The following is an 18,057-nucleotide window of genomic DNA, read 5'->3' as shown; positions in this document are numbered from 1 at the left end:
CCTTGGGCACGACGACGGGCTGGGAGCGGGGCACAAAAGCGCTTATTTGTTTATTGGTTTGCGTGGTATTCGATTTTTTGTGGCTTTTTGCAGGCTGCCGGATGCGCAAGTTGTTCATCCACCCCGTTTGGAGTCGACGACTTAACGTAAGCTTCGCGATTTTGATGGTAGTGACGGTCGCCTGGTCATTCACGCTGACGTAGTAGCACTGCCTCACATCCTGATGCAAACAGGCGTCTGCGCCTTTGGAACGTTTGCCTTTTTTTACTCCACTCAGAATTGCCTGATGGACAGGCGCAGGTTTGGACTTCCCTGAGTTGGCAGTCCGACCTATTCAATGAGTTTATGGAGAGTTACATGGCTTTTTTTGATGCTGTAATTGCTTTCAAAAGTGCGCTGCTCGGAGCCCTGTTGGGCAATAATGCACCGCGCAACAATTTTGGAAATGGGTATAGGTCGGGGCACGCAACAAACAATCACCACTATCCCCAACATCGTCCTCATACAGTCCGGCCGAACGTGGGCCACACCTATCCAACCCAGACCAACCATGGCAGGCCGTATCCACAGCAGCACACGGTCTACGAGCAACCTTCACCCTACAGGCCTAGCTATCCGCTTTTTACGCTGAATCGTTAATGGGCTTGGCCTGAAACAACTGCGCCAAGGCCCGTGGTAAGCGGTCTTGGCGCAGTGGGACCAGTGTGTTTGAGAAGCTTATAGTGCCCCAAACACCTTCTTGGCCAGGCTGGTGGCCGCGGCCGCCGGGTTTTTGCGAATGGTTTCTTCCTGCTGCGCGATCATCTTGAACAAGCCGTCCAGCGCCTGTTCGGTCACGTAGTTTTCAACGTTGGCACTTTTGGCATCCACTGCGCCAAATGCTGCCGCCTTGCCGGCCAGGGCGTTGTACTGCTGCGCAACCCCAACCTTGTCGGTAGCGGCCTTGACGATCGGCAGGAACTTGGCGCGGATCTGCTCGCGGCTGCTTTTGTTCAAGTACTGCGTCGCCGAGTCCTGGCCGCCGCTGAGAATGCCCTTGGCGTCAGTCACGCTCATGTTTTTGACGGCATTGACCAGAATCGGTTGCGCCTGGGTCACGGCCGTTTCGGCGGCCTTGTTCATGCTGGTTTCCAGCTGCGTGACCTGGTCACCCATGCCGAACATCTTCAGCTTGTCGGCGACTTTGCCGAGTTTGCCTGGCAAGCCGATCTTCACTTCGGGGTTGTTGCTGAAGCCACCGGGCACGCCCAGTTGTTTCACGGCGATCTGGGCGCCTTGGGTCAGGGCGTCTTTGAGACCGCCGCTGGCGTCGCCCTGGGACAGGCTGCCAAGGTCCAGGGCCATGGCGTTGGCACCGAGCAGCAAGCCGGCACACAGGGCAGTGAGGCGAAGAGAGTGACGGAGCATGAGCGCTTCCTTATGTTCGGGCTTATGGTCTGGAAAGGTCAGTGTGCGACAGCATCAACGCGCAGACGCAGTGGCTGTTCGTCCTTGCCGTCGAGCTGCACCGCGTGGCGTTCGGTGGTAATAAACAGTAGCTTGCCGTCCAGCTCGATGCGAGCACTCACCGAATAAGTGTGGCCTGGCTTGATTTGGGCCGGGTCGTAGCTCAGGTGAAACGGCAGCGGCACCTGGCCTTTGACCGGGCCTTTCTGTTCGGCCAGGGTCACCGCCGGCGCGTCCATCAGCGACACGTCCTGCAGACTGACGCTCAGGGTGGCCGCGGGCGGCAAGGCGATGCGTTGCAGGTAGAACACTTCGCCGTCGAGGCTGGCCTTGGGGGCTGGGGTCATGGATTGGCAGGCTCCGAGCAGGGCGGTAAGGCCCAGGAGGATGATCTTTTTCATGGTACAGCTCCTTTTCAACGGCGCCGGAAACAGCCCGGCGCCTCAGTCAATCTAGCGGCTTTCTGCCGGTTCCACAGGCGCTTCAGCTGCGCCGTCGACGCGATGCAAGGCCACCTGGCGAATCGACAGACGAATCTCGGCAGGCAGCACGCGTTTGGCCGCGCCTTCCGCCAGTTCACCCAGCAGGTCGTGGTAACTCAATTTCCCGGCCTCGTCGCGGCGCAGCACATCTTGCTCCAGCAATGTCTGGATAAAATGTCGGAAAAGACTCTTGTCGAAGAACTCCGGCGCGTTCAGGCCATGCAGGATCGACAGGCGCTGGGCCATGATCGTGCACAGGTCTTCCAGCTCTTCGGCGCTGATGCTGTTCTGGCCGCTGTTAAGCAGCAGCGAGATCGCCATGTAGAAGCGTTGCAGGGTCTGGGCGATGCTCTTGGACAACAGCGTCAGCAGCACAAAGTGCCGCGAACTCGGGGCCGGGCGCAGGTACACGTTGTTTTCAAAACGCAGCAGGCCTTGCTCGACAAAGGCTTCCAGCCATCGGTCGACGACGGCGTCCAACTCTTCCAGCGACCAGCGGATAAACAACTCCGATTGCAGGTAAGGGTAGAGCGCGCGAGTAAAGCGCAGGATCTGCTCGCGGCTCATGCGCGAGCTGCTCTGGAAGAAGCTCGCCAGCAGCGCCGGCAGGGCAAAAATATGCAGCACGTTGTTGCGGTAATAGGTCATCAGGACGGCGTTCTGCTCATCCAGATACACAATTTTGCCCAGGGCGTCACTCTGCTCCGAGAGCAGGTTCATGTCCTTGACGTGCTTGATCAGCGCCAGCCCATCGCCTTCCGGCAAGGTGGTGTGCGGCGAGTAGGGCACACGGCGTAGCAGTGCCAGGTACAGGTCCAACTGGCGGGCCATGGCCTGTTCATCCAGGGCCAGGCGTGTGGTCGAAAGCAGTGCCAGGGCCACCAGGTTTACCGGGTTGACCGCTGCGGCTTCGTTGAGGTGGCGTGCCACCTGTTCGCCGAGGCGGTTGGTGGTTTCGTTGAGCCACGCCGGTTTGTAGTTCGGGCCCAGCTCTTGGGCACGCCAGTCCGGCTGCTCGGCGTCGAGGAACTCGGCCAGCTTGATCGGCTCGCCGAAGTTGACCGCGACCTGACCAAAGCGCTGCTTGAGCGCGCCGACCACTTTGAAAATATCGAAGATCGATTCTTTCTTCTTGCTCGCCCCGCGCAACTCGCCCAGGTAGGTACGGCCTTCGAGTACGCGTTCATAGCCGATATACACCGGCACGAACACGATCGGCATGCGTGAGGAACGCAAAAAGCTGCGCAGGGTGATCGCCAGCATGCCGGTTTTCGGTTGCAGCATGCGCCCGGTGCGCGAGCGTCCGCCTTCGACGAAGTACTCCACCGGGAAGCCCTTGGTGAACAGGGTGTGCAGGTACTCGTTGAACACCGAGGTGTACAGCGGGTTGCCCTTAAAGGTGCGGCGCATGAAAAATGCACCGCCCCGGCGCAACAGGCTGCCGATCACCGGCATGTTCAGGTTGATGCCGGCGGCAATGTGCGGCGGAGTCAGGCCGTTTTTGAACAGCAGGTACGAAAGCAGCAGGTAGTCGATATGGCTGCGGTGGCAAGGCACGTAGATCACCTCGTAACCCTGGGCAACCTTTTGCACACCTTCGATATTGTTGACCTTGATGCCGTCGTAGATCTTGTTCCAGAACCAGCTCAATACCACTTCCAGAAAGCGAATCGCGGTGTAGGTGTAGTCCGAAGCGATCTCGTTGCCGTAGCGCAGGGCCTGGGCCTTGGCTTTTTCCGGGGTGATTTTCTCGCGCTCGGCTTCATCGGCGATGGCCTGGCGCACCAGCGGCATGTTGACCAGGCCTTTGACCAGGTTACGGCGGTGAGACAGGTCGGGGCCGATCACCGCAGTCTTCAGGTTACGAAAGTGCACGCGCAAGATGCGCTGGGCCATGCGCACGGTACGTTCGTGGCCTTTATTGTGCTCGATCAATTCACGCAGGTTGATAGGCGCGGAGAATTGCACACGGGTCTTGCGGCCCAGGATCAGGATGCTCAACAAGCGGCGCAGGCGGCCGGTGACGGCCCAGCTGTCGGCGAACAGCAGTTTCCACGGGCTGGACTCGCTTTCGGGCGACTGCCCCCAGAACACGCTGACCGGAATGATTTGTGCATTCTCTTCGGCGTGCTCGGTCAGGGTGTTGACCAGGCGGGTCAGGGTTGGCGGCGCGCCGCGCTTGTCCTGGCGGCCGAGCCAGTCGGGTTCGGGCGTGAGGTAGAAGAACGCGGCGGGTTCGATCAACGAACCCACCGACACCGGCAGCACCGGGCGCGGCAGGCCGGCCTTGGTGCATTCCTTGTCGACCACCGCCAATTCGGTGAGAGAGGGCGATTGCAGGACGTAGAACACCGGCCGGCTGCGGTCCAGGTTAAGGGTTAGGGACGACTGATTGATCGTCTCCGAGCGAACCCAGAGGTACAACAGTCGGCGCAAGGTGCCAAACACCAGACGGCGGAACGGGGAGCGGGTCATAGGCGTGCTGCTTCAAGTGGAAAAAACCGAGCAGGTGCTCGGGCGGGTAGTGTGCCGTATTCGCCGAAAATCGGCAAAAAAGCAGCGATGTAAACTTGAGTTGATCGTTTTTGAGCCTGTCTTATACTCGGCAGTTCAATGCGAGCGACTCAACAATAAAAATGCATGTGGGAGTAAGACAGATGGCAACGCGTGAAACCGGCAATGTGAAGTGGTTCAACGATGCAAAGGGCTATGGCTTTATCCAGCGTGAAGACGGCAAGGATGTGTTTGTGCACTACCGCGCCATTCGCGGTGAGGGCCACCGCTCATTGGCCGAGGGCCAGCAGGTGGAATACGCCGTGGTGACCGGCGAGAAGGGCTTGCAGGCTGAGGATGTGGTGGGTCTGTAACACCCTTGTCCTGCCAACCCAATCAACTGTGGGAGCTGGCTTGCCTGCGATGCAGACACCTCGGTCTATCAGTCGGACCGCGGTGATGCTATCGCAGGCAAGCCAGCTCCCACATTGATTGGGTTTTCCGGTTTGGATCAGGCAGTTTTCCAGGTGATCTGCTCTTCGCCGTCAGCACTGATGCGAATCCAGCTATCAGCGCTTTCCTCGCCTTCCTCCTCAACCCAGGTACCCGGCGCGCAGCGCACTTCGACGTTCAGCGCGGCAAAGGCGGCGCGGGCGCAGGCGATGTCGTCGTCCCACGGCGTCTGGTCGCTTTCCAGGTACAGGCTGTTCCACTTGCCCACGGCTTTTGGCAACCAGGTGACCGGTACAGTGCCGGCCGTGCACTTGTAGGTCTGGCCTTTCTGGACCCAGTCGGTGCACGGGCCGAGGGCAGTGCCCAGCCAGGCGGCGATGGCCTTGTAGTCGACCTCGGCGTCTTTCAGGTAAATCTCGATATCAGGTTGGCGCATGGATGTTCCTCGTTGCGGGATTCGAAAATCCATTCGCGGATACTTAAAAGTCAGTTATTGAAGCACGAAATAATCGTAGCGCATCGACACGGTGACCAGCAGCGGCTCGGCGGCCTCGATCACTTCAGCACGGCGCTCGGCACTCGCGCGCCAGCCATGGGGCGTCATCGCCAGCAGGTTGGCGCGGTCCTGGGGCTCGATCAGGCTCAGGGTGAACTCCAGCGTTTCACTGTGCGCCAGGCTCATGCCTTCGGGTACCAACGCCAAATGCTTGTCGTCGGTGTATTCACGCACTTCGTCGTACAGGCGTTCGCGCAATTCCATCAGGTGGCCGGCAGTCGGGCCAACCTTCATCAAACCGCCGCCGGGGCTGAGCAGGCGCTTGGCCTCTTCCCAGTCCAAAGGGCTGAACACGCTGGCGAGAAACTGGCAACTGCCCGACGCCAACGGCACGCGGGCCATGCTGGCGATCAACCAGGTCAGCGCCGGGTTGCGTTTGCACGCGCGTTTCACCGCTTCCTTGGAGATATCCAGCGCATAACCGTCAGCGTGGGGCAGGGCGTCGGCGATTTGCGCGGTGTAGTAACCCTCGCCACACCCGATGTCCACCCAGCGCTGCGGCGCGCGCTCGGCGGCCAGTTCGGCCAGGCGCCTGGCCACTGGCGCATAGTGCCCGGCATTGAGAAAGTCGCGGCGTGCCTCGACCATGGCGAGGTTGTCGCCTGGGTCGCGGCTGTTCTTGTGCTGCACCGGCAACAGGTTCAGGTAACCCTGGCGCGCACGGTCGAAACGGTGCCCAGCGGGGCACGCCACGCCATTATCCACCGCGTTGAGCGGTGCGCTGCAAAGGGGGCACGCGAGCATCAGGCGAGCAACTTGATCAGGGTTTGGTAGTAGATTTCGGTCAGCACATCGAGGTCGCTGGCCAGAATGCGTTCGTTGACCTGATGAATCGTCGCGTTGACCGGGCCCAGCTCCACCACCTGAGTGCCGAGGGTGGCAATGAAGCGCCCGTCGGACGTGCCGCCGCTGGTGGACGCCTTGGTCTCGCGGCCGGTAATCGCCTTGATGCTGGCCGAGACAGCATCCAGCAACGCGCCCGGCTCGGTGAGGAATGGCAGGCCAGACAAGGCCCAATCAACGTGCCAGTCCAGGCCGTGTTTATCCAGAATCGCCGCAACCCGCTGTTGCAGGCCTTCGACGGTGGATTCGGTGGAGAAACGGAAGTTGAACACTGCTGTCAGGTCACCCGGAATCACGTTGGTGGCGCCGGTGCCGGAATTGAGGTTGGAGATTTGAAAGCTGGTCGGTGGGAAGAAGGTGTTGCCATCGTCCCAATGCTCGGCAGCCAGTTCCGCCAGCGCCGGTGCTGCCAGGTGGATCGGGTTTTTCGCCAGGTGCGGGTATGCCACGTGGCCCTGCACGCCGCGCACGGTCAAGGTGGCGCCGAGGGAGCCGCGACGGCCGTTCTTCACAACATCGCCCACCAGCGTGGTGCTCGACGGTTCGCCGACGATGCACCAGTCCAGACGCTCCTTGCGTGCCGCCAGACGCTCAATCACCGCTTTGGTGCCGTGGTGCGCCGGGCCTTCTTCATCACTGGTGATCAGAAAAGCCACCGAGCCCTTGTGGTCCGGGTAGTCGGTGACAAAACGCTCCGAAGCCACCAGCATTGCCGCCAGGCTGCCTTTCATGTCCGCTGCGCCACGCCCGCAGAGCATGCCGTGCTCGTCGATCAACGCATCGAACGGGTCGTTCTGCCAGGCCTGCACCGGGCCGGTCGGCACCACATCGGTGTGGCCGGCAAAGCACAGCACCGGGCCTTCGTGCTTGCCATGGGTGGCCCAGAAGTTGTCCACATCTTCGATACGCATCGGCTCAAGTGCAAAGCCTGCGTCGCCCAGGCGCTGCATCATCAGCTTCTGGCAGTCGGCATCAATCGGCGTCACTGAGGGGCGACGGATCAAGTCGATGGCAAGTTGAAGGGTCGGCGAAAGGTCGGCATGGGCCGTCATGGGAAAACTCCGGGAAGCGTGTAATGGGCGCGCAGGACGAATGTGGATAAAACAGGGTTCGATGTGGGAGCAGGCAAGCCAGCTCCCACAGAAAGCAGGGCCTGGCCAAGTCTCGTAAAACGGCCGTTATCTTATAGCAAAACGGCGGCCAGAGGCCGCCGTTTAGTGCATTGCGCAAGTTTTTACTCAGCGGTTGCCGGCTCAACCTTAGGTGCAGGTTTTGGCAGCGACGACAGGAACGCCATGATCAGCGCGGCAACATACGGCAGCGATTGCACCAGCAGCATCACCACCCAGAAGCGTATGTCATTACTCGGCAGGCCCTGCACCAGGTAAATCCCGAGTGCGGCGCCCCACAACAGCAACATGATGAACATCTCTTCGCGGGCTTCGGAAATCGCGACCCAGAAGCCGTGGTTATCGGCGTTTTTCGGTGTGCGAAAGAACGGAATACTGGTGGTGAAGAAGCCATACAGCACCGCCTTGGCGATGGTGTGTGACAACGCCAGCCCGGCCAGCGCCGCGCAGAATGCGTCCTTCAAGTTCACACCCACCGCACGGCGGTAGAGGAAGATGATCTTGCCGACCTTGAACACAAACAACGCCAACGGCGGGATCGCGAAAATCAGCAGCGGCGGGTCAACACGGGTCGGCACGATAATCATCGCCGCCGACCACAACAGGGCGCCGACTGTGAAGAAGATGTTCATGCCATCCGCCACCCACGGCAACCAGCCCGCGAGGAAGTGGTAGCGCTGGCCGCGGGTCAGCTCGGTGCCCTTGCCGCGCAACAGGCTGGCGGTGTGGCGCTTGATGATCTGGATCGCGCCGTAGGCCCAGCGGAAACGCTGCTTCTTGAAGTCGATAAAGGTATCCGGCATCAAGCCCTTGCCGTAGCTGTCGTGGTAATACGCGGCCGACAGGCCTTTCTCGAATACCCGCAGGCCGAGTTCGGCGTCTTCACAGATGCACCAGTCGGCCCAGCCCAGTTCCTCGAGCACCGAGCGACGGGTCATGGTCATGGTGCCGTGCTGGATGATCGCGTCACGGTCGTTGCGGGTGACCATGCCGATATGGAAGAAGCCTTTGTATTCGGCGTAGCAGAGCTTCTTGAAAGTGCTCTCGTTCTGGTCGCGGTAGTCCTGCGGCGACTGCACCACGGCGATTTTCGGGTCGGCGAAGTGCGGCACCATGTGCTTGAGCCAGTTGGGCGACACGCAGTAGTCCGAGTCGATCACTGCGATCACTTCGGCATCCTTGGCGGTATGCGGGATCAGGTAGTTCAGCGCGCCGCCCTTGAAACCGGCCAGGGGCGAGACGTGGAAGAACTTGAAGCGCGGGCCGAGGGTTTCGCAGTAGTCACGTACGGGCTCCCAGACGGCTGGGTCCTTGGTGTTGTTGTCGATGATCAGGACTTCGAAGTCCGGGTAATCGAGGGCGGCCAGGGCGTCGAGGGTCTGTTTGACCATCTCCGGCGGCTCGTTGTAGCACGGCACATGGATCGAGACTTTCGGGCGGTAGTCCGAATCGCCTTCCACCGGCAGGAATTCACGCCGGCGCTTGTGGGTCCACACCGCTTCAGCCAGTTCGTGGGCTTCGGTGAGCAATACGATAAACACGCCCAACGCGCCGAGGGCCAGCAAAATGCCGACGGTGACGCTGAACCAGGTGCTGTATTGCTGGCTGTAGTCGTAACCGATCCAGACCAATACCGAACCACAGAGGAACGCGATAAAGGTCAGGAAGGTGCGGCCACGCTGGCGCAGGGCCGAGCCGTCGATCATCAGCAGGGTCAGCGACAGCAGCGCCAGCACCACCGAGCCGATGGCCAGCACGCGCCATTGCGGGATCGCGACGACCGGTCCTTCAAAGTTGAATTTCTGCTGGCGTGCGGCGTTGTACACGCCCCAATAAGCGCCCGCCGAGCCTTCGTCGCTGACTTTCCACGGCTGGTCGAAGGCCTCGATCACGAAGTAGTTGTAACCCTGGCGGTTCAGTTTGTTCACCAGCGTACGCAGGTAAATCGCCTGGTCTGCCGGCGAGCTTTCATTGCCACCGCGCATACGGCCGTTGCTCGGCCAGCCCACTTCCGAGAGCAGCAGCGGTTTTTTCGGGAACAGCTTTTTCAGATCCCGTGCACGGTCCAGTACGTACTGGCCGGCCTTGTCCATCGGGATGAATTCCCAGAACGGCAGGATGTGCGCGGCGATCAGGTCGACGTGCTTGGCCAGTTGCGGGTTCTTTTCCCAGATGTGCCATTGCTCGGAGGTGGTCACCGGCACTTTCACGGCGGCGCGCACCCGGTCCAGCAGCACGATCAGCGCCTCCGGGGTGATTTCTTCGCGGAACAATGCCTCGTTACCGACCACCACGCGCACGACACTGCGCGAGTTGTTGGCGATCTCGATGGCGCGCTGGATTTCACGCTCGTTGCGTTCCAGGTCCGGGCTGATCCAGATCCCCAGGGTCACGCGCAGGCCGAACTCTTCGGCCAGTTTGGGAATATCGCCCAAGGTGCCGTCGACTGAGTAAGTACGGATGTTGTCCGTCAGCTTGCTCATGATCGCCAGGTCCTGGCGCATCTGGTCGTCGGTGGGGTACTGGTCTTTCTGCGGGAACTGGCCTTGTTGGAACGGCGAGTAGGAGAACCCGGAGATCTGTTCAGGCCAGTTAGGGGTGGTGACCGGGCGGTTTATCAGCGCCCAGAAGCCGGTAAACAGCGCGGCAATTGCCAGCACTACCACCAGGTTGAGTCCAAATTTACGCGATGACATGGCTATTTCGGGTTCCAAAGGGTGTGGAACGAAAAGAGGTGTCGGCCTACGCCGAACGGCGCGCATCCTACACCGGCCTTTAACTGAGCGTACAGCAGACAGAGAAAAGCCGGACGTTAGTCAGCGAAAGACCCTCTAAGTTCTTTACTTGTAGCTGGAAGCTTCGAACTTGTCGCTGTGTAGTCCATAATGCGCGCCGGTTTTTGGGGTAATGGTCATGAGCACAGAAGATCCGCGGTTTGCAGGCGTCGCCCGCTTGTATGGCATTGAAGGCCTGGAACGCTTGAAAGCGGCCCATGTGGCGATCGTCGGCGTCGGCGGCGTGGGCTCTTGGGCGGCGGAAGCCATGGCCCGTTGCGGCGTGGGCGAGATTTCGCTGTTTGACCTGGACGATGTCTGCGTCAGCAACAGCAACCGCCAGTTGCACGCCCTGGACAGCACCGTGGGCAAGCCCAAGGTCGAGGTAATGGCCGAACGCCTGCGCGGCATCAACCCGGATTGCACGGTGCACGCGGTGGCGGACTTCGTGACCCGTGACACCATGGCTGAGTACATCACGCCGAATATCGATTGCGTGATCGACTGCATCGACGCCGTGAACGCCAAGGCCGCGCTGATCGCCTGGTGCAAGCGCCGCAAGATCCAGATCATCACCACCGGCGGCGCCGGCGGGCAAATCGACCCGACGCTGATCCAGGTCTGCGACTTGAACCGCACCTTCAACGACCCGCTGGCCTCGAAAGTGCGCTCCACGCTACGCCGCGACTACGGCTTTTCGCGCACCGTGACCCGCCATTACAGCGTGCCGTGTGTGTTCTCTACCGAGCAGCTGCGCTATCCCAAGCCGGACGGCAGTATTTGTTTGCAGAAAAGTTTTGTCGGTGACGGCGTGAAGCTGGACTGTGCGGGCGGGTTTGGCGCGGTGATGATGGTCACGGCCACGTTTGGCATGGTGGCGGCGACCAAGGCGGTGGACAAGATTGTGGCCGGGGTGCGCAGGCCGTCGGAGCGGGTTAAACCTACCCAGATCTAGCTGTCCTGCACAAAACAAAATGTGGGAGCTGGCTCCCACATTAGTTTTGCGTACAGGTCAGCTCTTGCATGCGCTGCAGTACAGCATTAAGCCCATTGCTGCGCGACGGCGACAGCTGGCGCGAAAGCCCCAGTTGATTGAACCAGTCCGGCAAGTCAACCGCCTGCAACTCACTTGCCGACAACCCATTGACCCGTGCCAGCAGCAACGCCACCAACCCCCGGATCATTCGCGCATCGCTGCTCGCGGCAAACTGCCAATGGCCGTCCTGTAAACGGCCGACCAACCACACCAGGCTTTCACAGCCCTGCACGAGGTTGGCCTCGACCTTTTCGTCAGCCGCCAACGCCGGCAGCCGCTCGCCCCACTGCATCAGCATGCGGGCGCGTTGTTCCCAACTGCCTACTGCCTGAAACGACTCAAGCGCGCTGATGGCATCCGCAGGCAAGCTCATCGCAACATATCCAGCGCCTGATCCAGCGCTTCAAAGAAGCGCTCCAGGTCATCGGAGTCGTTATACAGCGCCAGGGACACACGGATCGCTCCGGACAAGTGCATGGCCTTGAGCAACGGCATGGCGCAATGATGGCCAGCTCGCACGGCAATGCCTTGTTCGGTCAACAGATGAGCCAGGTCGGCGTTATGCACGCTCTCCACCACGAAACTGGCGAGTGCCACCTGGGGCGAGCCCAGTACGCGCACGCCATTGCGTGCTTTCAGGCCGCGCAGCAGGTAGTCATGCAGGGCTGCTTCATGGGCGACCACGGCCGGCTGGTCCAGTGAGTTCAGGTAGTCCAGCGTGGCACCCAGGCCGATCACACTTGCAATCGGCGGCGTGCCCGCTTCGAAACCCAGCGGGGCAGGGCGAAAGCTCGCACTTTGATACTCGGCCTGCTGCACCATCTCGCCGCCAAACTGCCAGTGGCGCAGGTGATGCAGCGCTTCGTTGCGGCCATACAGCACGCCGACGCCGTCCGGGCCGTAGAGCTTATGACTGGAAAACACGTAGAAGTCGCAACCCAGCGCCTGTACGTCGTGGCGACCATGGACAATGCCTTGGGCGCCATCGACCACGGTCAAGGCACCGTGGGCCTTGGCCATTGGCAGCAAGACCTCCAAAGGTTGCCAGGCGCCGAGTACGTTGGACAGCTGGCTCACTGCCAGCAAGCGCGTGCGCGGGCTGATCAATTCGGCGGCGGCTTGCAGGTCAATCACGCCATCATCGCCAAGGGGCAAGACCACCAGCGTCAGCGCGCGACGTTTGGCCAGTTGCTGCCAGGGCAGCAGGTTGGCGTGGTGTTCCAGGGCGCTGATGACAATTTCATCACCCGCATTGAATAAGTGCTCAAGGCCATAGGCCAGGAGGTTCAGCGCAGACGTCGCGCCGTGGGTAAACACGATCTGCCCGCTGTCACCTGCATTCAACCACTGCGCGACCTTGCTGCGACTGTCTTCAAACGCCTGGGTCGCGTGGGCCCCCGGCAAATGCTGGGCACGGTGCACATTGGCTGCGCCATTGGCGTAGTAATGGCTGATGGCATCCAACAGGGCTTGGGGTTTTTGCGTGGTGGCGGCGTTGTCCAGGTAGGTCTGGTCTTGCCGTTGCAGGGTGGCGATGGCCGGAAAAACGGCGCGCCAGGGGGAGGGCACAAGCATGGTCTTAAGACTCGTATAAGCGAGCCCCAGGTGTGGGGCCCGCTAGTGGCATCGAGTGGCTGCTTAGTTGTGAGCGTGCAGCGCTTCGTTCAGTTCGATCGCCGATTTGTGGGTTTTGCACTCCACGGCACCGGTCTGGGAATTGCGGCGGAACAGCAGGTCCGGCTGGCCGGCCAGTTCGCGCGCCTTGACCACTTTGACCAGTTGGTTGTGCTCGTCTAGCAGAGCAACCTTGGTACCGGCAGTCACGTACAGGCCCGACTCCACGGTATTGCGGTCGCCCAACGGGATACCGATACCGGCGTTGGCGCCGATCAGGCAGCCTTCGCCCACCTTGATCACGATGTTGCCGCCGCCCGACAGGGTGCCCATGGTGGAGCAACCGCCGCCCAGGTCCGAACCCTTGCCGACGAATACACCTGCCGATACACGGCCTTCGATCATGCCCGGGCCTTCGGTGCCACCGTTGAAGTTGACGAAACCTTCGTGCATCACGGTGGTGCCTTCGCCCACGTAGGCGCCCAGGCGGATGCGCGCGGCATCAGCGATACGCACGCCAGCCGGCACTACGTAGTCAGTCATTTTCGGGAACTTGTCCACCGAGAACACTTCCAGCAGCTCGCCACGCAGGCGAGCTTCCAGCTGACGCTCGGCCAGCTCGTTGATGTCGATTGCGCCCTGGCTGGTCCACGCCACGTTCGGCAACTGCGGGAACACACCGGCCAGGCTCAGGCCGTGGGGCTTGACCAGGCGGTGGGACAGCAGGTGCAGCTTGAGGTAGGCCTCAGGCGTGGAGGTCAGTGCGGCGTCTTCGGCCAACAGGGTGGCGACCAACGGGGTGTGGCTTTCAGCCAGGCGGCTGAGCAGCGCGGCCTGGGCCGTGTCGACACCTTTGAGCGCGTCAGCCAGTTGCAGCGCCTGGCTCACGGTGAAAGTAATGGCCTGGTTGCCCTCGGTATAACCGAGGATCGGCGCGATGGCGGCAACGATCTCGGCCGACGGGTTGAGCAGCGGTTGTGCGTAAAACACTTCCAGCCAAGCACCTTGGCGGTTCTGAGTGCCGACGCCGAAGCCCAGGCTGAACAGGGAATTGGACATGCTGTTACCTCTACAAAAATGGAAGGCTGGCCTACTTGAGGGCCGCCGAATAACTATCTGGCTTGAAGCCAATCAGGGTTCTGTCACCGAGATCGAGCACCGGGCGCTTGATCATCGAGGGTTGTGCGAGCATCAATTCAATGGCTTTCGACTGATCGAGATCGGCTTTGCGTTCGTCTTCGAGTTTGCGAAAGGTGGTGCCCGCACGGTTCAAAACCACCTGCCAACCGTGCTCGTTGCACCATTGGGTCAAGTGTTCGCGGTCGATACCGGCTGTTTTGTAGTCGTGGAACTCATAGCTCACAGCGTGCTCATCGAGCCAGGTGCGCGCCTTTTTCATGGTGTCGCAGGCTTTGATGCCGAAAAGGTGCAAGGTTGTGCTTGAAGCGGTCAAGGAATTGCCCCCCTTTGGACGTATGAAAGTTAAAGGTCACGGATTATGCCACGACCAGCGGGTTTGGGTGCCGCTCGTCATACTTGCCGATGATTCAGTGCGACTTATGTGCAAAAGCCGTTGCGCAGCCAAGCGGGTAACATAGCCGGTTAATATGGCACTTCAACGGCCAGTTGTTGCCAGATCGGTGTCATAGCAAGTCGATTGTCCGGGAAACCCGCGTTATGCAAACCGCCTATACCGTTCTTATCCTGCTGATGCTGGTCAGCGTTTCGCGCCTTGTCGGGCGCATTATTCCCCTGCCGTTGCCCTTGGTGCAGATCGCCGCCGGCGCCTTGCTGGCCTGGCCTACGCTGGGGTTGCACGTGGCGCTGGACCCGGAGCTGTTCCTGTTTTTGTTCCTGCCGCCGTTGCTGTTCTCCGATGGCTGGCGCATGCCCAAGCGCGAATTGTGGCGGCTCAGAGGCCCGATCCTGACGTTGGCGGTGGGGCTGGTGTTGTTTACCGTGGTCGGTGCCGGTTACTTCATCCATTGGATATTGCCTACGATCCCGTTGCCGGTGGCCTTCGCCTTGGCGGCCGTATTGTCCCCGACTGACGCCGTGGCGGTGTCGGCCATTTCCCAAAATCGCCTGCCAAAACCTTTGATGCATATGCTTCAAGGCGAGGCATTGATGAATGATGCCTCGGGCCTGGTGACCTTCAAGTTCGCCCTGGCGGCGGCGTTGACCGGCGTGTTTTCCCTGGCCGATGCCAGCCTGACTTTTGTGCTGGTGGCGGTGGGCGGCCTCGCGGTAGGCGTGGCGCTGAGCTGGTTGGTCGGCCGTTTACGCGCCTGGATGATTGCCCGTGGTTGGGACGACCCGGCCACCCACGTGGTGTTTATGTTGCTGCTGCCGTTCGCAGCCTACGTGCTGGCCGAGCGCCTGGGTGCATCCGGCATCCTGTCGGCGGTGGCGGCGGGCATGATGCAAAGCTGGCTCGACTTGCTGCCACGCCAGACCAGCACGCGTTTGCTTAACCGCAGTGTGTGGTCGCTGCTGGAGTTTGCGTTTAATGGCCTGATCTTCCTGCTACTGGGCCTGCAACTGCCGGACATCATCAAGGCCGTGGTCAGTCACGAACCGACACTGTGGCCAACGCTGTTGTATCGCTGCCTGGATGTGGTTGCGATCTTCCTGGTGCTGGTGGTGCTGCGCTTTATCTGGGTGCAAAGCATCTGGCGTTTGTCGGGCCTGTTACGGCGGCTGCGTGGGAAAAGCGAGCTGACACTCGTGCCTACGGCCCGGTCCTGCTGGCTATTGACCGTGGGTGGCGTGCGCGGTGCGGTCACTTTGGCGGGTGTGATGTCGGTGCCTTTATTGCTGGCGCCTGGCCAGGATTTTCCCGAGCGCGACCTGCTGATCTTTATCGCCGCCGGCGTGATCCTGCTGTCGCTGGTGGCGGCCTGCATTGCGTTGCCGCTGCTATTGCGTGGCATCGAGCAGAGCCCCGATGAAAAGCGCCATAACGAAGTGCGTGAGGCGTGGAAAAAAACCGCCGTAGCCGCCATCCACGCGCTGGAAGCGGACGAGCCTGCCGAAACCGAAACCCCGGACGCCGCCCAGGCAGCACTCGCGACCGAGTTAAAGGCGCGGCTGATGTCGGAATACCGTCATCAGTTGGAAGTATTCAACGATTCAGCCGAAGCCCAGGCACTGGCGCATCAGATGGACCTGCTTGAACGCAAATTGCGCCTCAAGGCCCTGCGCGCGCAGCGCTTGGAGTTGTACAGCCTGAGCCGTCATCACCAGATTGGTGATGACGTGTTGCGCGAGGTCTTGGCGGATCTGGATATGAGTGAGGCGAATCTGGGTGTGATGAAGTAGTTGTCCACACCGCGGTGCCTTAAAGTTTGGGGTACTGCTCGGCTATGAAAGACTTATCCAGTTCTGTCAATCGGGTGGGCCAAGGGATTGCCGGCTGCTTCCATAGTTCGTCTCTGGTGAAGCCGTAATGCATGATTGAGTTTCTATCGTATTTGGAGGCAGCGACGTTTTTTCCAGTGAGGCGCTGGAGAATGTCTTTATGGATGGCTTCATTCGATCCATGGCCTTTAAAGTGTCTGTAGATGGTTGGCGTATTAAAATCAATCGTTCTATTGGGGTGTTTATGTTCGTGATGCAACCCTAGGGCATGCCCGAACTCATGGGCTGCAATGGCTTCGAATCTTGGGTTGTCGTAAGGGTTTGGCAACACCATGGTCGGTAGGTAGAGGGGTACCTTTTGCGCGTCGGTTCCAAGTGCAGAGCTGCCTGATTGAGTCTCCCCATAGTCCAGCGCGATGCGTATATCTCCCTCTTCCCCTGAAACAAATTCAAAGGTCAGGTTGATATGCGACAGCCAAAGATTCGCAGCCTTTTTTATGTGCTCCAGTGCTTCTTCGTCGGCATCATAGACAGCAATCTTCAGCGTGGAATTTTGCGGCCAGTATTTGTCGGGTGCTGAAACAGCGCGGGTTTTTCTTGAGTGGGATTTATCCGGGGGCGCTTGATATATATCAATGTCGTGAGTGCGTGTGGAGGTGAAACCGAGAGTTGCTGTGCTCAGGTTTGTCATCGTGCCATGTCTACATTGTTCAAGACGTTAATGAACATTGAGTGGCACTTGTCGTTGATAGGATTCCACCGATTATCGTTTTTAAGCAAATGGCTACTTATGCAGCGCAGTGTCGATCGTGTGGCGCTGCCCGCACTTTATCTACAGTGCGGGCAGCGTGGGGGTGTTCAGCGACGGTTTATGAAGTCCCGAATCCGTTCCGCCGCTTCCACACACTCCGACAACGGCGCAACCAGCGCCAGGCGTACGCGACCGGCGCCAGGGTTGAAGCCGTCGACTTCGCGCGACAGGTACGAACCCGGCACTACGGTCACGTGTTCTTCCACGAACAAGTCACGGCAGAACGCGGCATCGTCGCCCTTCACGTTCGGCCACAGATAGAAGCCGCCGTCTGGGGCTTGTACATCCAGCACCGGCTTGAGAATCGCCAGCACGGCGTCGAATTTCTCCCGATACATGTCACGGTTGGCCAATACGTGGGGCTCATCCTGCCAGGCAGCAATGCTGGCCAGCTGGGTTTGCACCGGCATCGCGCAACCGTGATAGGTGCGGTACAGCAGGAAGGCCTTGAGGATATCGGCATCGCCAGCCACGAAACCCGAGCGCAGGCCCGGCAGGTTGGAGCGCTTGGACAGGCTGTGGAACACCACGCAACGCTTGAAGTCCTGGCGGCCCAGTTCCACACAGGCGCTGAGCAGGCCTGGCGGCGGGGTTTGTTCGTCGAAGTACAGCTCGCTGTAGCACTCGTCGGCGGCGATCACGAAGTCATATTCGTCGGCCAGGGCGATGAGCTTTTTCAGGGTCTCGACCGGGATCAGCGCGCCGGTCGGGTTGCCGGGTGAGCACAGGAACAGGATCTGGCAGCGTTTCCAGATGTCTGGCGAAACGGCGTCGAAGTCCGGGTTGAAACCATTGCTGTCCAGGGACGGCAGGTAATGCGGCTTGGCCCCGGCCAGGAACGCAGCGCCTTCATAGATCTGATAGAACGGGTTGGGGCTGACCACCAGTGCATCGTCAGCGCGGTTGACCACGGTTTGGGTGAAGGCAAACAGCGCCTCGCGGGTGCCGTTGACCGGCAAAATGTTGCGCGCCGGGTCGAGCCAACCTTTGGGCACGTTGAAGCGCCGTTCACACCAGGCGCCGATGGCCTCGCGCAGGGCCGGGATTCCCAGCGTGGTC

The 18,057-nt window shown here is 60.3% G+C and carries 16 protein-coding genes and 1 pseudogene; 4 read left to right on the top strand and 13 right to left on the bottom strand.

Features of this window, described 5'->3' with window-relative positions; all coding sequences use genetic code 11:
• A pseudogene (locus FEM54_RS34285) lies at nt 1–203 on the top strand (LysE family translocator); the annotation flags it as partial.
• Between the two features lie 514 nt (nt 204–717).
• Here the strand turns inward: FEM54_RS34285 and FEM54_RS05955 are convergent.
• Genes FEM54_RS05955 through plsB form a run of 3 tightly spaced genes read right to left on the bottom strand, consistent with a single transcriptional unit; the run spans nt 718 to nt 4,403 of the window.
• Complete coding sequence (locus FEM54_RS05955) at nt 718–1,407, bottom strand: DUF4197 domain-containing protein (RefSeq protein ID WP_017137124.1); 690 nt, start codon at nt 1,405–1,407, stop codon at nt 718–720.
• A 38-nt stretch (nt 1,408–1,445) separates the two neighbouring features.
• Nucleotides 1,446–1,847: a YbaY family lipoprotein gene (locus FEM54_RS05950; protein WP_017137125.1), complete on the bottom strand. Its 402-nt coding sequence runs from the start codon at nt 1,845–1,847 to the stop codon at nt 1,446–1,448.
• A gap of 51 nt (nt 1,848–1,898) precedes the next feature.
• Nucleotides 1,899–4,403, bottom strand: a complete 2,505-nt coding sequence (plsB, locus tag FEM54_RS05945) for a glycerol-3-phosphate 1-O-acyltransferase PlsB (RefSeq protein ID WP_017137126.1) — start codon at nt 4,401–4,403, stop codon at nt 1,899–1,901.
• 182 nt (nt 4,404–4,585) lie between these two features.
• Here plsB and FEM54_RS05940 point away from each other — a divergent pair, with 182 nt between their 5' ends.
• Nucleotides 4,586–4,795, top strand: a complete 210-nt coding sequence (locus tag FEM54_RS05940; RefSeq protein WP_003219353.1) for a cold-shock protein — start codon at nt 4,586–4,588, stop codon at nt 4,793–4,795.
• A gap of 137 nt (nt 4,796–4,932) precedes the next feature.
• Here the strand turns inward: FEM54_RS05940 and FEM54_RS05935 are convergent, their stop codons facing one another.
• The 4 genes from FEM54_RS05935 to FEM54_RS05920 form a co-directional block, all read right to left on the bottom strand.
• Entirely contained in the window at nt 4,933–5,310 is a 378-nt protein-coding gene (locus tag FEM54_RS05935) for a hypothetical protein (protein WP_138449953.1), read from the bottom strand.
• A 54-nt stretch (nt 5,311–5,364) separates the two neighbouring features.
• On the bottom strand, nt 5,365–6,174 hold the full coding sequence (locus FEM54_RS05930; RefSeq protein ID WP_138449950.1) for a putative RNA methyltransferase: 810 nt from the start codon (nt 6,172–6,174) through the stop codon (nt 5,365–5,367).
• Nucleotides 6,174–7,325 carry a succinyl-diaminopimelate desuccinylase gene (gene dapE / locus FEM54_RS05925; RefSeq protein WP_017137129.1) on the bottom strand — a complete coding sequence of 384 codons (1,152 nt, stop codon included), beginning with the start codon at nt 7,323–7,325 and terminating at the stop codon, nt 6,174–6,176. The genes FEM54_RS05930 and dapE overlap by 1 nt, the downstream gene beginning before the upstream one ends.
• A 182-nt stretch (nt 7,326–7,507) precedes the next feature.
• On the bottom strand, nt 7,508–10,099 hold the full coding sequence (locus FEM54_RS05920; RefSeq protein WP_099548548.1) for a glycosyltransferase: 2,592 nt from the start codon (nt 10,097–10,099) through the stop codon (nt 7,508–7,510).
• Between the two features lie 217 nt (nt 10,100–10,316).
• Between FEM54_RS05920 and tcdA the strand changes: the two genes are divergently transcribed.
• Complete coding sequence (gene tcdA / locus FEM54_RS05915; protein WP_017137131.1) at nt 10,317–11,132, top strand: tRNA cyclic N6-threonylcarbamoyladenosine(37) synthase TcdA; 816 nt, start codon at nt 10,317–10,319, stop codon at nt 11,130–11,132.
• A gap of 40 nt (nt 11,133–11,172) precedes the next feature.
• Here tcdA and FEM54_RS05910 read toward each other — a convergent pair whose 3' ends face one another.
• The 4 genes from FEM54_RS05910 to FEM54_RS05895 form a co-directional block, all read right to left on the bottom strand.
• Nucleotides 11,173–11,586: a SufE family protein gene (locus FEM54_RS05910; protein WP_017137132.1), complete on the bottom strand. Its 414-nt coding sequence runs from the start codon at nt 11,584–11,586 to the stop codon at nt 11,173–11,175.
• On the bottom strand, nt 11,583–12,788 hold the full coding sequence (locus FEM54_RS05905) for an aminotransferase class V-fold PLP-dependent enzyme (protein WP_138449948.1): 1,206 nt from the start codon (nt 12,786–12,788) through the stop codon (nt 11,583–11,585). Before FEM54_RS05905 ends, FEM54_RS05910 begins: the two co-directional genes overlap by 4 nt.
• 63 nt (nt 12,789–12,851) lie before the next feature.
• A complete protein-coding gene (gene dapD / locus FEM54_RS05900) occupies nt 12,852–13,886 on the bottom strand; it encodes a 2,3,4,5-tetrahydropyridine-2,6-dicarboxylate N-succinyltransferase (RefSeq protein WP_017137134.1) in 1,035 nt (344 codons plus the stop codon).
• Between the two features lie 31 nt (nt 13,887–13,917).
• On the bottom strand, nt 13,918–14,226 hold the full coding sequence (locus tag FEM54_RS05895; RefSeq protein WP_231982825.1) for an arsenate reductase: 309 nt from the start codon (nt 14,224–14,226) through the stop codon (nt 13,918–13,920).
• Between the two features lie 278 nt (nt 14,227–14,504).
• On the opposite strand from FEM54_RS05895, the gene FEM54_RS05890 reads away from it, so the two are divergent.
• Nucleotides 14,505–16,148, top strand: a complete 1,644-nt coding sequence (locus tag FEM54_RS05890; protein ID WP_017137136.1) for a Na+/H+ antiporter — start codon at nt 14,505–14,507, stop codon at nt 16,146–16,148.
• A gap of 19 nt (nt 16,149–16,167) precedes the next feature.
• Here FEM54_RS05890 and FEM54_RS05885 read toward each other — a convergent pair whose 3' ends face one another.
• Nucleotides 16,168–16,878, bottom strand: a complete 711-nt coding sequence (locus FEM54_RS05885) for a M12 family metallopeptidase (protein ID WP_017137137.1) — start codon at nt 16,876–16,878, stop codon at nt 16,168–16,170.
• Between the two features lie 167 nt (nt 16,879–17,045).
• Nucleotides 17,046–18,057, bottom strand: a 1,012-nt coding sequence (gene dapC / locus FEM54_RS05880; protein WP_138449947.1) for a succinyldiaminopimelate transaminase, incomplete at its 5' end; no start/stop codon positions are given.

The organism is Pseudomonas edaphica (assembly GCF_005863185.1).
GTDB lineage: Bacteria > Pseudomonadota > Gammaproteobacteria > Pseudomonadales > Pseudomonadaceae > Aquipseudomonas > Aquipseudomonas edaphica.
The sequence above is the reverse complement of the archived record's forward strand: the minus strand, read 5'-3'. Positions and strand labels throughout refer to the sequence as shown.